Here is a 15,581-nt window from a genome sequence, read left to right as displayed (position 1 = left end):
TGTTTTATTTCAGTTTAAAGCGCAATCCTGCATAGATCATACGTCCTTGCACAGGTGCATAGACCATAGAAGCATCAAAATAAGTGCCAAAAGGTGCATCAGCGGCTATGATAGCGTGTTTTTGATAGTAATTAAATAGGTTTTCTGCTCCTACATAGGCCTCTATCATAGGGGAAAAGACACGGGTGAGCTGTGCTTGGGTAGAGGTATAACTAGGCGCGGTATCTCCCATTTGATAAGCCAATGGATTGGCAGAGGTATCGGGTAGGCGTTGGCTACCTATGGCGTTGAAAGTAGTATCAAACTTCCATTGGCGTCCCTCATGTGGTGTGGTTTCATAAGAGAGATTGACCATCCAGCGCTCTTTGGGTTGGAGGGGCTGAGTACGTCGGCCACTGCTGTAGTCTGTTTGCACATCAAACCACTTATAGGCTACCTTTAGGTGGGTACGCTTAAGGATTTCATAGTTGGCTTCTACTTGGAAATTGGTAGAAAAGCTCTTACCCGCAAGATTATAGAAAGACACCTCTCTAGGGTTGTCCCAATCTACCACTACCTGATTGGTAAAATTGGTATAATATAGGTCGCCCACTAGCTCTAAGTCTCTACCTCCCAAGGGTAAGTATTGGGTAAAGGAAAGCCCATAGTTCCAAGCAATCTCAGGGGAAAGTCCATAGGTCTTATTAGCGTCAGTGCCCATAAGGCGTATAGCTCTGGCGGTAGAGAAGAGTTTTTGATTTTCTGAAAATATACTCGCCAAGCGCTCTCCACGACCTACTGCAAGACGTAGAGTTCCCTTCTTCCAAGGCATATAGCGCAAGTGGAAACGAGGGGTGATGAAGGCGCCCATACGATTGTGGTAGTCAGCCCTTGCCCCTGCGGTAAGCCCGAAGCTGTCTCCTGCCGAAAGACTATACTCGAAGAAAGCTCCTGCGGAGAAGTCTGTACGGTTATAATCCCCAGAAAGAGAAGCGGTACCTAAGCGTTCTTCTATCACATCAGTAATACTATTAACTCCAGTGGTAAAGGTATGATTGGTATTGGAGATGATAGACTTAAAGAGTGCATTTACATAGATGGTCTTCTGGGAGATATCATATTGGTTAAGCCCGAAATGACTATCTTGGTCATACTGTTTATAGTCGGCCTGAAAGCCCAAACTCTGGTAAGGCATATCCTCCCATATATAACCGAGCTTAGCAGAGGCGTTGAGTTGGTGAATCTTATTGGTACTCTGCCAAAGGGAAGGGGTAGTTATGCTGCTGAGTTGTCCAGCCTTGCGATCATCATAGAGGTAATGTAGGGAGAGGTTGGACATCCAGCCTGTATTGGGATTGGCATACTGCCAACGGTTCATCAGGTTGATTTGGCTGCCTGTGGGTATGTCCATAAAGCCATCGCCATTGTTGTCCATCTGCATATTGCGGGCATTACCATGTATGTAAAGGCCTGTGTGCCAATGATCACTCACCTTAGTATTGAGGTGATTGTTAAGCTCAAAACGGCCGTCATCACTGCCATATACATTTAGGTAGATAGGTGTATCGAGTATTGGTTTGACCAATTCGGTGTTTATCTGTCCTGCGATGCTTTCGTAGCCATTGATGACACTCCCTGCTCCCTTGATAATCTGAATGTTATCTACCCAAGAGCCAGGGATAAAGGTCATACCATACACCTGTGAAGCGCCGCGTATGCTAGGTACATTCTCCTGAGTAAGAGACAGATAAGGACTGGCCAAGCCAAGCATCTTTATTTGCTTAGTACCTGTAACAGCATCGGCTACAGCTACTTCTGTATTGGAGCTGGTCTCAAAGCTATCGGAGAGGTTGCAGCAAGCCGCCTTGAGCAGTTCACCTGAGTTGATATTGACCATACCTACAGTGCTCAGTTGTAGGCGTTCGGTAGGTTTGCGCTTGGCGGCAGTTACCTCTACTGCATCCAACTCTTTGGTATCCTCCAAAAGAGTAGTGGTAACAAATTTCACTGGATCGGTAATGGTCAGTACCTTGGTTTTAAAACCTACATAGCTGATAACCAATTTCTTGAGTTCGGGCTTATACAATAGTTTGAAGTGACCATTCTCATCGGTAGTAGTACCAATGGTAGAATCTTCCCAATAGATACTCACCCCCGCTTCGGCAAAGGTATTAGTGGCGTCTTTTAGTGAGATTTTCCCTTGCACCATGGTTTGTGCCAATAGGGAGAAAGGTAGCATAAGGAATGCTAAGTATATATATTTTTTCATTGTTAGTTTTCTTTTGATTTTTAATACTATGGTAGAGACGCAATTTATTGCGTCTTAGACAAATACATAGGTATTAGGTCTTAGACAAATACATAGATTATAGCCTCTTAGACATATAGGTTACAGTCTCTTAGGCAGATACAATTAATCATGCCTATTATAGCGACAGCAAACCACAATACCTGAAAGAAGTAAAATCTTTAGATAAGCTAACAAAGAAATTGCTGAAAGAGGATAGGGATATTCCTCACCAGCAGTAGCGTAGTAGTGTTATAAGAGGACGTAAGCGCTCTTTCTGTAGGAAAATCTACAAGCGCCACAGCCCAAGGTGAAACAATAGTAGGAAGTACTTGTTTTTTAACAAGCTGATAGGTAGAGATTACTTCTGTCTTCTCCAATCTTGCATAGGACGCCATAGGCACTGCTTGGCAGCAAGCATGCTTAGGGGCTGCTCCATTTTTCTTTTTACAGCAGTCAGGGACATCCTCCTTATGGCAAGCCTTGGAAGCTTTGCAATGGGTCATATGAGACTGTTTTTGGCAAGCATGAGGTGCCGCCTCACTTGTTAGCGGTAAGGCCAACAAGCAAAGAGCCATCACAAAAGCTACTATTTTTGCCATTACAGTTTTCATGCTGTATTAAAGAATATAGAAGTAATTTTTCGGGGCAAAGGTACAGCTTTTGGCTGAAAAAACAAATATTTTTTTAGAAATAGTAATTGAGAGGAATAGATTTTGTTTACAAGTGATTGATAATCATTTGATAAGAGCTAAAAAAACTAATTGCTAAAAAAATTAAATCAAGACTTGTTTATCCGAAAAAAAATCGTATCTTTGCCCTATCTTATAATAGACTAAAGAATCCGTTGTGAAGCGCACTGTAAGTTTTTTCTTATCCTTACTCATACTGCTGATAGCCTTTCAGCAGACGCTTCTTATTGTGCATTACCATATCAATCGCGACTTTATCGAGAAAGCCTATTGTGTGAATAAAGACAAGAAAGAAATGGACTGCCACGGAAAATGTCATTTGAAAAAAAGCATAGAGGATACCTCTAAGACTTCCGATAAGCTCCTCAACCTCAAGGATATAGATATAGTATTGGTACAGCCTTTCTCTTTTGAGGCTTCTATAGTGCCTGTAGCAGAGGAGCTACCTGCTTTCTTTTTCAAGGAACAATTGCTTCTTCATAAAGTGATAAAAAAGCAAATGCGCCCTCCTATCGCATAATTTCTTCATTTTCTATAAGTCTCTTATATCCACATAAGAGCATTATCCTAATGTTGTTTCCCAATAGGATGCCCCTTGCTATACTTTAGATAAGGGTACATTTCCACAGAACAAAACCTTTCCACATCTTTGTTCGTAGCCTTGTCATGCGCTGAGGCCATCTACCAACATTAGTATAAAAATAATCACAATTTATTTAAGAAGATATCTCTCAAGAAATACTCATTTTTTAGAGATAAGAGATGAGTATTTCTTTTTATATTCTCATTTTAACCACCTAATAGTTTCCCCTTAATGTCTTTTGGGGCTGCGTGACCATACCCCGAAAGTACCTTAATTTTTAAAAATTTAATCCGTATAAAAATGAGAAAAATCAAAACGATCCTCATGGCTATCACTACAGTGGCCGCACTCTCTTCATGTAGTAAAGAAGACAATAATAACGATTCAACTCCAGCAAAGGTCACCCTACAGTTTGACCACTATGTAGGAGCAGAGAAACTCACCTTAGGAACTGATGTAGCAGGAGCCAAAGCCTACACTTCCAACGGACAAACCCTCAAATTCTCTGAAGTAAAGTATGTAATTACCAATGTAGTCCTTGTAAAGGCTGATGGTACTAAAGTGCCTTACCACACTGAAGACTTGGACAAAGGAGGTTTCTTAATCAATCAAGCCGATGCAGCTTCCTTGGCTCCCGTGCTTAATGATATTCCAGAGGGAGACTACAAAGGTATAGAATTTGGCTTGGGTGTAAAGAAAGAACTTAACAACCTAAAACTCCAAACCCAATTTCCTAACTTCTACCGTCTTACAGGAGAATTTAAGCATTCGGGAATCATGCACTGGGAATGGGCTAATGGCTACCGCTTTGTAAAACTTGAAGGCTGGTACTCCAATCCTACTCCAGGAAAGGACAAAGAAGGAAACCCTCTCCCTGCTATCACAGATGGAGAACTCTCTATCCATATAGGTAGTGCTTTCAAAGGGACTAAGGTCATAGGTGATGACAAAAAAGTAAAAGGAATTGAAAATGAAACTCTTAATATTGATAGAGATGCTTTCCGCTTTGTTTCCTTAGACTTTAAAACACTTTCCGTTAAAAAAGGAACTCCTGCCAAGATAACTATCAAGGCTGATTTTGATAAACTGATCAATGGTACTAACAAAATCTCCCTAAATGGAAAAATCCCTGTAGTGCATAGCCTTAATAATATGTTCCCTTTCGTTAATAACATAGGAGGTAACCAAGACCTTGAAGGTAAGAAAATCATTGTAAAGGACATCAATGATCCTCAGAAAGCCCAAAAAGGCTTTGACAATTCAGAAAGCTCTGCCTTAGACAAAGCAGGTATGTTCTCCGTTCTTAATGTGGAATAATTGCTTTCATACTATACTAATTATTTAAAGCCTGTACTTAAAATATAGTTGAGTACAGGCTTTTTAAAATCTAACTTTATTTTTCCTATGAAAAACATATTAATCTTCATATTTTTACTCTCTCTCTTGGCTTCCTGCAACAAAAACAACCAAGAAGAAGCTCAACAAATCACCAATCCGAGGCTTTCACTGGCTATTCCTACTAATTTTCCACCGCTAAATCCGCTGATAGAGACGGCTTACCCTACCCAGTATGGCGTAGCCTTAGGCGACAAACTCTTCCATGATGTACGCCTTAGTCGGGACAACTCCATCTCCTGTGCTACCTGCCATATCCGAGGACAAGCCTACGGAGATAGAAATCCACGTGCTGTGGGTGTGGCAGGCAGGATAGGCCTTCGCAATACACCTCCTATACAGAATATGGCCTTCCTTACCCAATATATGTGGGATGGGGCGGTAGTTGATCTTAAAGAACAACCTGTAACCCCTATCGTTACCCATGAGGAGATGGACTCCTCCCTCTTGGAAGTTATCAAGAAGCTTAAGGACGATGCTTACTACAAGGAGGCTTTTGCTAAGGCCTATGGGGATAGCCGTATCACCTCTGAGCGAGTGTTGGGAAGTATTGCCCAATTCATGTATACCCTAATCTCGGCCAATAGCAAGTATGACCATGTGACCCGTGACCATACCGCTACTTTCACTCCTTTGGAACAACAAGGATATACCCTTTTTGAGGCCAAATGTGCCTCCTGCCACAAGGGAACGCTCTTTACCGATGAATCTTTTAGAAATATAGGCTTTCCTGAACACCCCGATACAGTAGAGGAGGCAGGGCGAGGCCGTGTTACAGGTAGTGAAGATGATCTTTATCGCTTTCGGGTACCTTCCTTGCGCAATGTAGCATATACCGCCCCCTATGGTAGTTTTGGGCAGTTTGCAACGCTTAAAGAGGTGTTGGATTATTTTGATAGGGGTGTAAGGGATTATCCCAATTTAGACCCTATACTGAAGAATAACGGCGGGAGAATCCCCCTTACCGAACAAGAAAAAGAAGCCCTCATTGCCTTTATGAAGACCCTAAGTGATCCCAAGTTTATCGGCCTAGAGTAGTTACTTGGCCAAGACGGTTTTCATCTCTCCTTGGGCAATACATACCTCCTCAAGGAAGGTTTCTATACGAACCAAGGTAACATCCATAAACTCTTGAAGAATTGTTATAGACGTTTTTATACAAGCTCCCACCGGTGGGAGCTTATGTATTTCTATATGCTTGATGGCACCTATATAGCCCATGGGAGCAGGCTGATGATTAAGATAATAGCCGTATCCCTTATGTAGGGCTGTGCTCTGTGCCATATGTTCTATAAGGCCAGAGGCGGAAAGGCAGCCCTTGTGAACAAATATATTGTCCTGCAAGATAGTAAGCCCTACCACAGCTGTGGTAGGGCTATATTCCCATAGCGTATCCACCATGACCATAGGGGCACGCTGAGGTATGAGTTGAGTAATAGGTGGTATATTAAGCATCTATATTGGCATACTTGGCGTTTTTCTCAATGAACTCGCGGCGAGGCGGTACATCATCACCCATGAGCATAGAGAAGATTCTATCCGCTTCTACGGCATTTTCTATATTTACCTTTCTTAGGGTACGGTGAGCTGGGTTCATAGTGGTATCAGCCAACTGATCAGCATTCATCTCTCCCAAACCTTTGTAGCGCTGTACAGTCACTTTGGTTTGTGCTTGCTCGTAGAACTCCTTGGTAAGGGTATCGCGTTCTTCGTCCGACCAAGCATATTGTTCTTTTTTGCCTTGCTTGAGTAGGTAAAGGGGAGGAGTGGCAATATACACATGCCCTTCCTCTATCAACTCACGCATATAGCGGAAGAAGAAAGTAAGAATGAGGGTGGCGATGTGCGAACCATCTACGTCGGCATCGCTCATAATAATTACTTTGTGATATCTGAGTTTGCTTATATTGAGCGCTTTAGAATCCTCCTCAGTACCTATGGTTACCCCAAGGGCAGTATAGATATTCTTAATCTCTTCGTTATCAAATACCCTGTGTTGCATTGCCTTTTCCACATTGAGGATCTTACCTCTTAGTGGTAAAATGGCTTGGAACTTCTGATCACGTCCTTGCTTGGCAGTACCCCCCGCAGAATCCCCTTCGACTAAGAAAAGCTCACAGTTGGCTGGATTTCTGTCTTGGCAATCTGCCAATTTGTTAGGCAATCCAGCCCCTCCCATAGGCGATTTGCGCTGCACTGCTTCACGGGCTTTCTTAGCAGCCAAGCGAGCTTGAGCGGCTAGTATTACTTTATTGACAATCGTTTTGGCATCTTCAGGGTTTTCCTCTAGATAACTCTCTAGCATATCGGATACTGCCTGAGACACTGCTGCGGTTACCTCACGGTTACCGAGCTTGGTTTTAGTTTGTCCTTCAAACTGAGGTTCGGCTACCTTCACCGAGATAATTGCGGTAAGCCCTTCGCGGAAGTCGTCACCAGAGATTTCCAAAGGATTCTTTTTGTCTTTGCTGGCTTTCTCAAGCAGACCCGACTTATCAGCATAGTTCTTCAGCGTACGGGTAAGCCCCATACGGAAGCCCTGCAAGTGGGTTCCTCCCTCGTGTGTATTGATATTATTGACATACGAATGGAGGTTCTCATTGAAGGAATCATTATAGATCATAGCTACTTCCACAGGAATATCGTTCTTTTCCCCTTCCATAGCAATGATTTTTTTGATGATAGGGGTACGATTGCCATCCAAGTATTGGATAAACTCTTCCAAACCTTTTTCAGAATAGAAGACTTGGCTTATGGGTTCGCCTTTTTCGTTCTTATTGCGCAAGTCAGTTAGGGTGATGCGGATTCCCTTGTTTAGGAAAGCCAATTCACGCATACGATTGGCCAAGATATCATAACTGAACTCTATAGTCTGCTGGAAGATCTCCGTATCAGGAAGAAAAGTAACTTTAGTACCGCGCTTATCGGTAGCGCCTTTTTCTTTGACCTGATAGAGAGCAACTCCACGCTCATATTCTTGTTCCCATATCTTTCCATCACGATATACAGTAGCAGTCAAGTGCGTAGAAAGGGCATTCACAACGGATACCCCAACCCCATGTAGACCACCAGATACTTTGTAAGAACCCTTGTCAAACTTTCCTCCTGCCCCTATCTTGGTCATTACCACTTCAAGGGCAGAGACACCTTCTTTCTTGTGTATATCCACAGGGATGCCACGCCCGTTATCCTCTACACTTACTGAATTATCAGGATTGATAATCACCGATATAGTGTCGCAATAGCCAGCCAAAGCCTCATCTATGGAGTTGTCCACCACCTCATATACTAAGTGGTGTAAGCCTCTTACGCCTACATCGCCTATATACATAGAAGGGCGCATGCGTACGTGCTCCATCCCCTCTAAGGACTGGATATTATCTGCCGAATATTTGTTTGGGTCTAATTGTTCGCTCATTACTTTTGCTAATAAAAAATCGGACAAAGATACAATCTTTTTTTGTCATTTACAAATGTTTTCTTAGAAAATCTTGAACAATGACCCGTGGCTAACCACTAATAAGTATATTTCTCATTAGTCATTAATCATTTGTCATTAATCATTAAAAGTTGTATCTTTGCCCCCAAAAAAATACCATTATGAAGTGGCAAGGAAGACGACAAAGTGACAACGTGGAAGACCGCCGTGGGGTGAGTACCACAGGAAAAATAGCCGCTGGTGGCGGTCTATTAGGAATTGTAATTGTTCTACTCCAGCTCTTTGGAGGAGAAACAGGACAAGCTGTAGCTCCCCTCTTGGAACAGTTCAACCAAGCAGGACAAACTACCCAAGTGGCCAATGAGGCTGACCTTACCGAAGAACAAAAGGAAATTAAAGCCTTTACTGCTACCGTATTGGCTGATACAGAGGATGTTTGGGAGAAAATATTTGCAGAAAATAACTTAGGAACTTATCAGAAACCTACCTTGGTTCTTTTCACCGACGCGGTACAGACTGCCTGTGGAAACGCCAGTAGCGCCGTAGGGCCTTTCTATTGCCCAGGTGATCATAAACTGTATATGGATATGAGTTTCTTCGAGGAACTTCGCACGCGCTTTGGTGCCAAAGGGGGGGATTTCGCTATTGCTTATGTTATGGCTCATGAGGTAGGGCACCATGTTCAAACGCTCTTGGGTACCTCCAAAAAAGTACACCAAGCCCAACAGGGACTCAGCCAAAAGGAAGCCAACAAACTCTCAGTAGCCCTTGAGCTCCAAGCCGATTTCTATGCAGGCGTATGGGCACACTATGACAAGCAATACCTTGACGCCGATGATATAGATGAGGCCATAAGCGCTGCCAATGCCGTAGGTGATGATGCCATCCAAAAGCGTATGCAAGGGCAAGTAGTTCCCGATTCCTTCACCCATGGCACCTCTAAACAACGCGTAGAATGGTTCATGAAAGGCTATAATACAGGAGATATCAATCAGGGAAATACCTTTGATAGTGTAAAGTGAAAAATGAAGAGTGAAGAGCTTTTCGCTCTTCACTTTCCACTCTTCACTTAATAAAGTTGGGTAAATCAGCTTATCGCTACCCTTTGGGTAGAGGAAAGTCCGGACACCACAGAGCGCTATAGCGGGTAACGCCCGTCCGCCGTAAGGCGAGGACTAGTGCAACAGAAAGCAAGTACAGTTCGGCTGTAGTGAAATCAGGTAAACTCTATAGGGTGCAACGCCAAGTAAACCGACAACTAAGAGTGGCTCGCTCAATGTCGGAGGGTAGGCGGTTAGAATGGTCTGGCAACAGCCCATCCAGATAAATGATAAGCACTTTCCCCCAAAGGAAAGCACAGAATCCGGCTTATGATTTGCCCAACTTTTTTATAATGGATAGTGAAAAATAAAAAATGCGAGATTTTACAAAAATCTCGCATTTTTTACTACAACAATTTTTATATCTTTTCCCATTCAATAGAATTAGGTCTTTCCTGTGTCTCGAAGAAGGATTGTGCTACTTTGTAAAACTTATCAATAGGGAGCACTTTGTTTTTGCTAAGGAATACCTCCGTTCCATGTATATCCTCAACAAATACTTCTATACCTTCTTCAGTATCTCCTTTGCTAATATATTGTACCTCTTTATCCAAATAGTAAATAACACACTTATTCCTTTTGACAAAAGCGGATAACTGAGGAAATCCATTTTCCTTAAAAGTTAAAATAAAAAAAATGACCTCCTCTAAAAAACGCTTTCGTAGTAATATTTCTAATTCTTCAAGAGAATCCACAAGGTATTCTTGACTAAAATCATCTAAGTACATCATTCTTACTAATCTTCAATATTTTAACGTGAGTTCGACATAAGCAAATTATTATTCATTAACTTTCTAAGAAACAATAAATTGAACCTTAACGAATTAGATTATACGAGCACTTTTAACTATTGATTCGCATTACTAATTATTTTTTTGACAATCTCCTTCTATCCTTTCTATATCCTCTTTCGTTTTCAAGTAGTATTGATATCCTTTTTTGATTCTTTCATTCATTGCTTTCTGCATAAAATACAACACCCAACCCCAAAGGATTAAAAAGAGGAACATCCCATAGAAATACTCCTTGAGGGTAGGTCTCTCTATAAGTAACGCAAGTGATATCAAAAGTAAAGGAGCTCCCCAATCCAATACAAATTTCCATTTTTTATAATGAGGTTCTGTTTGAATTTTATATAGGAAAGGAAAAATTTTAAGCGCGTGGAGCAGGAGTTTTTTGAATAGTATCATTTTATTAATATTTTTTTGTGTTTCTTGAGAAACTAAATTAGTGTCAAACCCCTCTATATCAGGCTTATATACAAGTCAGTCTATAGCTTTCTCTATCTTTTTACCTTTTACCTGACTCACTATAATCGCTCCTGCCATAGCGACATTAAGGCTTTCTGCCTGTTGTAACTTGCCAAAGCGTGGTATGGTAATAGCTCCATTGGCCAAGGCAGCAACCTCTGGGCTAATGCCATTGGCTTCGTTGCCTAAGACAATCACACAATCCTCTGGAAAAGTAGTCGTATAGAGGTTCTCCCCCTCCAAGGTCGCCACATATACAGGTAAGTCACAAGTAACCAAGAAACCCGCCAAGGGCAGGTAATACACCTGCACCCGGGAGAGTGACCCCATAGAGGCTTGTACGACCTTGGGGTTATAGCAATCCACTGTCTGCTCACTGCATAAGAGCGTCTCTATCCCAAACCAATCACATAGGCGAATGAGTGTGCCTAAATTACCTGGGTCTTGGATATTGTCTAAGGCCAAAATAAGTCCCTCTTGCAAGATGCCCTTACGCCTGGGTTGGTGGAAGATAGCAACCCCCTCATCGGGGTGCTTGAGCGCACTGAGCCGTTGGAGATCCTCTGGACTTACGAGGGTTAGTGGCTGCTTAGATAGTGCAGGAGAAAAGGTGTGAGTAGCATAGATAACTTCGGCCTTATAACCTGCTTGGACGAACTCTAAGATGCCTTTCTTACCTTCCACTACGAAAAGACCTGTCTCACTTCGGTATTTTTTCAGGGAGAGCTTCTGTACTTGTTTTAGTTGGTTTTTGCTTAGCATAGGAGGTGCTGGATAATTGTAAGGCAAAGATACATATTTTAGGGAAAAATGAAAAGTGAAAGACGAAAAAATTACTTAGAAGTAGAATAGACACCCTAATCATCAAAAAAAGAGGCAACCCCGAAGGTGCCTCTTTTTCTACAGAAATGATATTTGGGTAAAAGAATCTTTCTTTTTCAGTAGTTAATGGTCAGAAGTCAGTTTGTCTGACAATTGACAATTAACAATTGACAATTAATCCAGTGATAATGTTAGCCCTACAAAGAAAGTTCGTGGGTGTTGTGGCCCGTAGATATAGTCAGCATCACGGTCTTTGCCCTTGTCAAAATCTTTTTGGTATTGGTCAAAGATATTTTTCACACCTGCAAATACTTCCAGTTTGTAATTGTTTTTCAGCGTGAAAGCATAAGCAGCCCTTAGGTTTTGTTCGTAAAAATTGGGTGATTTCACGAGAATTTGCTCGCCAGATTCAGCGTCAATTACATGGGGCACATACATCTGTCCTGTGAAAACACCATTGTAGCTGAGCTTAAGTGCTGCGATAGGGTTATAGGATAGAGTAGTGTAACCATATAGGTCAGGGGAGCGCATCACGCGGTCGGAAGTAACTTTTTTAGGAGAAGTTGCATCTTCATTCTCCCAAATGGTCTGTTCCTTGGTAAAGCGAGATTGCTGATAGGTAAACCCTGTCTGCCATACCCATTGAGAGCCAAAGGCAAAGTTAGCTTCTATATTAGCTCCTATGATATGGAGCTGGTCAGTGGCATTGGTCTTTAGCTTGTGCTTAATGTTGTCTATATCGGTAAGATCTTGGTTGATAAAACGGTCGTTGATACGGGTGTAGAAGCCTTCCAAGATCAGGTTGGCTTGTGTATTACCTTCTCTTTGGGTATAGTTCAGTGAGGCGGTATAACTATTGGAGGTTTCGCTGCTAAGGTCTTTGTCTAATTCTACAAAGATAGGTTCGCCGTCCAATACTTCAGTATGTAAATCTTCATCAAAAGCCTGTGGAGCACGATAGCCTTGGGCAAAGGAACCGCGGAGCTTAAGGGTTTCACTTAGATCATACATAGCAGTAAGGCGAGGAACGAATTTGCTTATCTGCTTATTAGAATTCTTATCTACTCCAGCAAAAAGGTAGTCTCCCTTTATATCGACATAGTCATAGCGGCTCCCCCCCAGTAGAGTTAGCTTTTTTATAGGATTCCATTCCACTTGTAGGTAGTTGCCATAGGTGCGTACAGTCTGATCCACTGCGCGGTTTTGGCCTACATAGTTGTCATTTACCTTATCATACTTATATTCGCTTCCTAAAGAAAGATTTAGTTCAGGAGAAAATGTGTAGGCATATTGAACGCCCCCTACGCCCACTAGCTCGGTAGTATGACCATATTTGGCCAAAGCCTTGAAATAGTCTTCTTTGTCTTCCGCTCCTAGCGCGTCAAATTCGTCTTTGCTATTGACTGCGTAACCTAAGCCGCCTCCATAGTAGCCATCTCGGTCGGTATATTGGGCAGAAGTGTATAGGGAAAACTTATGGGCAAGATCATCAGAGAATCGTTCATAGGAGAGGTCTCCAGCCATGATACGATGGCGTAATTGCTCGGTAATATCAGACTGGTGTGGCAAGAGGTCGAACTTGTTTCCTCCACGGCGAAACTCGTTGATACTGTTCAGGTTGAGCTTTATCTTGCTATTTTCTGCAGGATTCCAAAAAGCATCAGCCCCGAAAGTGGTATTGTGTAGCTTAGTGATTTCGGAATAGCCGTCATCGTTAGCATCGTAAGGCTTTCGGTTGCGCTGATAAGCAAAGAGGGTTAGTCCCTTGTCAAAATCCTCAGCCACAACCGAAGTATTGGCAAAGAGTGTATTATCAGGGCTTCCGTCCTTCATTAGAGAGAGGCTATTGCCTATCATAAAGGTATTATGTGTAGGGTCTTTGGTGAGGATATTTACCGTACCTCCTATGGCATTACCCCCATAGAGTGCTGAGCCGGCCCCTCTGACTACTTCCACACGGTCAATCATATTGGCAGGAATCATCTCCAGGCCATAGACCCCAGCCAAGGAGGAGAATACAGGACGGCCATTGATCAAGATTTGTGAGTAAGAGCCTTCCAAACCATTGATACGTAACTGATTAAAACCGCAATTCTGACAGTTCGTTTCAGTACGCAATCCAGGGGTAAAGTTAAGCCCTTCGGCCAAGCTGAGTGATTGAGTGGTTTCAAATATATGGCCTGTAACCTTGCTCACTACCACAGGTGATTTGTACTGAGGAATGATGTTACGCGTAGCGGTAACTACCACTTGGTCAATTTCCAATAAGTCTCTTTGCAAGGCAAAATTTTGTGTGATAGTCTCTCCTTCAGCAAGTGTAAGAGATTGATTGATAGTTTTGAACCCTACTGAAGAGATCGTAAGTTTGTATTCGCCAGCAGGTACTTTTACTGAATATTCTCCAGAGGCCTTGCTACTGGTACCTTTCACTTCACTACCCTTGCGAAGGATTACATCGGCACCTAAGATAGGCTTTCCTTCGGCAGTGATTTTTCCCTTGAAAGTAGCTTGTTGGGCTATGGCTAATACAGGGATAAAGAAAAATAACATGCGAAAAATAATAGTTTTCATGTCTAAAATTTTAGTTTTATTAGGTGTTTAAATTTTAGGCAAAGGTAAAAAATATTTTTCACATACGAAAATAAAAAACAAGAAATATTTTTTAGTGGTTCTAAATAATAAAAAGACTGCCTTTCTAGGGGCAGTCTTCAATATATATTATAATTATGAAAAAGAAATTACAAATCCATTCCGATATCCTTTCGGTAATACATGTTTTCAAAAGATATTTTTTCGATTCGGCTGTAAGATTTTTTTAGAGCCTCTTTAAAATTATCAGCCAAAGAAGTAACAGCAAGCACACGGCCTCCAGCGGTAAGTACCTTGCCGTCTTTCAAGCAAGTACCCGCATGGAAGATAAGGCTTTCGCTTTGTACTTCAAGACCAGAGATAACTTTGCCCTTTTGGTAATCCTCTGGATAACCACCAGAGACAAGCATTACAGTGGTAGCACTTCTGGGGTCTATAGAGAGTGGACAATCCTTGAGCTGTTCCTTGGCAGTGGCTTCTAAGAGTGTAACCAAGTCGGTTTGTAACCGTGGGAGCACTACTTCAGTTTCAGGATCACCCATACGTACATTGTACTCAATTACAAAGGGATCATCTCCAACCTTGATAAGGCCGATAAAGACAAAACCACGATAGGTGATTTGCTCCTTTTTAAGCCCTTCTATGGTAGGTTTTATGATACGCTCTTCTATTTTTTGCATAAGGGCCTCGTTGGCGAAAGGTACAGGAGAAACCGCACCCATACCGCCTGTATTGAGTCCAGTATCCCCTTCGCCTATACGCTTATAGTCCTTAGCGGTTGGAAGAATCTTATAGCTCTGCCCATCGGTCAGAACAAAGCAGCTGAGTTCTATTCCCTTGAGGAACTCCTCAATAACTACTTTCTGGCTAGCTATGCCAAATTTCTCTTCCAATAGCATACGCTTAAGCTCGCTCTGGGCTTCTTGTAGGTTGTCCAAGATAACTACCCCTTTGCCGGCAGCCAGTCCGTCGGCTTTTAGAACATAGGGAGCTTGCATGCTTTCCAAAAAGCGCAACCCTTCTTCTATAGTGTCTTTGGTAAAACTCGCATAGCGGGCGGTAGGGATATGATGGCGCTGCATGAATTCCTTGGCAAACTCCTTACTTCCTTCAAGGGTAGCTCCCTTTTGGGAAGGACCTACAATGGGTATTTTGGAAAGTGCCGCATCTTGTGCGAAGAAATCTACAATCCCCTTCACTAAAGGCTCTTCGGGGCCTACTACGACCAAAGAAATCTGTTTGCTTAAACAGAATTCCTTAATCTTTGAAAAATCAGTAGCTGAGATAGCTACATTTTCTCCTTCAAGGGCAGTACCTGCATTACCGGGGGCTATATAAAGTTGCTTGCAGCGGGGGCTACGAGAGAGTAGGTAGGCAAAAGCATGCTCCCTACCTCCTGAACCTAACAGAAGTATATTCATTTCAAAAGAAAATTAAGTAAAAAT

13 protein-coding genes and 1 other RNA gene are annotated in these 15,581 nt (G+C 42.3%); 5 read left to right on the top strand and 9 right to left on the bottom strand.

Annotated elements, in window-relative coordinates; all coding sequences use genetic code 11:
* Positions 1 to 4: 4 nt before the first annotated feature.
* Positions 5 to 2,248 (bottom strand): TonB-dependent receptor, encoded by a 2,244-nt coding sequence (locus HMPREF9331_RS09680; protein WP_016420771.1) that lies wholly within the window; start codon positions 2,246 to 2,248, stop codon positions 5 to 7.
* 209 nt (positions 2,249 to 2,457) lie between these two features.
* Positions 2,458 to 2,868, bottom strand: a complete 411-nt coding sequence (locus HMPREF9331_RS09675) for a hypothetical protein (protein ID WP_016420770.1) — start codon at positions 2,866 to 2,868, stop codon at positions 2,458 to 2,460.
* Between the two features lie 247 nt (positions 2,869 to 3,115).
* On the opposite strand from HMPREF9331_RS09675, the gene HMPREF9331_RS09670 reads away from it, so the two are divergent.
* The 3 genes from HMPREF9331_RS09670 to HMPREF9331_RS09660 all read left to right on the top strand — a co-directional run bounded on the left by HMPREF9331_RS09670 (position 3,116) and on the right by HMPREF9331_RS09660 (position 5,974).
* Positions 3,116 to 3,478, top strand: coding sequence for a hypothetical protein (locus tag HMPREF9331_RS09670; RefSeq protein WP_009640674.1), 363 nt, complete (start codon positions 3,116 to 3,118; stop codon positions 3,476 to 3,478).
* A 363-nt stretch (positions 3,479 to 3,841) separates the two neighbouring features.
* Positions 3,842 to 4,858, top strand: a complete 1,017-nt coding sequence (locus HMPREF9331_RS09665; RefSeq protein ID WP_016420769.1) for an MbnP family protein — start codon at positions 3,842 to 3,844, stop codon at positions 4,856 to 4,858.
* A gap of 87 nt (positions 4,859 to 4,945) precedes the next feature.
* The gene (locus tag HMPREF9331_RS09660) at positions 4,946 to 5,974 is read left to right on the top strand and encodes a cytochrome-c peroxidase (protein WP_016420768.1); all 1,029 of its coding nucleotides are present in this window, start codon (positions 4,946 to 4,948) and stop codon (positions 5,972 to 5,974) included.
* Here the strand turns inward: HMPREF9331_RS09660 and HMPREF9331_RS09655 are convergent, their stop codons facing one another.
* Positions 5,975 to 6,391 carry a hotdog family protein gene (locus HMPREF9331_RS09655; RefSeq protein ID WP_016420767.1) on the bottom strand — a complete coding sequence of 139 codons (417 nt, stop codon included), beginning with the start codon at positions 6,389 to 6,391 and terminating at the stop codon, positions 5,975 to 5,977.
* Positions 6,384 to 8,354 carry a DNA topoisomerase (ATP-hydrolyzing) subunit B gene (gene gyrB, locus HMPREF9331_RS09650; protein ID WP_040357395.1) on the bottom strand — a complete coding sequence of 657 codons (1,971 nt, stop codon included), beginning with the start codon at positions 8,352 to 8,354 and terminating at the stop codon, positions 6,384 to 6,386. The genes HMPREF9331_RS09655 and gyrB overlap by 8 nt, the downstream gene beginning before the upstream one ends.
* A 182-nt stretch (positions 8,355 to 8,536) precedes the next feature.
* Here gyrB and ypfJ point away from each other — a divergent pair, with 182 nt between their 5' ends.
* Together ypfJ and rnpB are read left to right on the top strand one after the other, a co-directional pair.
* Entirely contained in the window at positions 8,537 to 9,397 is an 861-nt protein-coding gene (ypfJ, locus tag HMPREF9331_RS09645) for a KPN_02809 family neutral zinc metallopeptidase (RefSeq protein WP_016420765.1), read from the top strand.
* Between the two features lie 57 nt (positions 9,398 to 9,454).
* Positions 9,455 to 9,761, top strand: an RNA gene (gene rnpB / locus HMPREF9331_RS12635) — RNase P RNA component class A.
* A 73-nt stretch (positions 9,762 to 9,834) separates the two neighbouring features.
* Here the strand turns inward: rnpB and HMPREF9331_RS09640 are convergent.
* The 5 genes from HMPREF9331_RS09640 to purD form a co-directional block, all read right to left on the bottom strand.
* A complete protein-coding gene (locus HMPREF9331_RS09640) occupies positions 9,835 to 10,206 on the bottom strand; it encodes an Imm1 family immunity protein (RefSeq protein WP_234945875.1) in 372 nt (123 codons plus the stop codon).
* Positions 10,207 to 10,338: 132 nt separating this feature from the next.
* The gene (locus HMPREF9331_RS09635) at positions 10,339 to 10,665 is read right to left on the bottom strand and encodes a hypothetical protein (RefSeq protein ID WP_016420763.1); all 327 of its coding nucleotides are present in this window, start codon (positions 10,663 to 10,665) and stop codon (positions 10,339 to 10,341) included.
* 75 nt (positions 10,666 to 10,740) lie between these two features.
* Positions 10,741 to 11,487 carry an RNA methyltransferase gene (locus HMPREF9331_RS09630; RefSeq protein ID WP_016420762.1) on the bottom strand — a complete coding sequence of 249 codons (747 nt, stop codon included), beginning with the start codon at positions 11,485 to 11,487 and terminating at the stop codon, positions 10,741 to 10,743.
* 234 nt (positions 11,488 to 11,721) lie between these two features.
* Positions 11,722 to 14,118 carry a TonB-dependent receptor gene (locus tag HMPREF9331_RS09625; protein ID WP_016420761.1) on the bottom strand — a complete coding sequence of 799 codons (2,397 nt, stop codon included), beginning with the start codon at positions 14,116 to 14,118 and terminating at the stop codon, positions 11,722 to 11,724.
* 167 nt (positions 14,119 to 14,285) lie between these two features.
* The gene (gene purD / locus HMPREF9331_RS09620; RefSeq protein ID WP_016420760.1) at positions 14,286 to 15,557 is read right to left on the bottom strand and encodes a phosphoribosylamine--glycine ligase; all 1,272 of its coding nucleotides are present in this window, start codon (positions 15,555 to 15,557) and stop codon (positions 14,286 to 14,288) included.
* Positions 15,558 to 15,581: the final 24 nt, after the last annotated feature.

It is taken from the genome of Capnocytophaga granulosa ATCC 51502 (assembly GCF_000411115.1).
GTDB classification, from domain to species: Bacteria; Bacteroidota; Bacteroidia; order Flavobacteriales; family Flavobacteriaceae; genus Capnocytophaga; species Capnocytophaga granulosa.
This window is presented reverse-complemented; position numbering and strand designations above follow the sequence as displayed.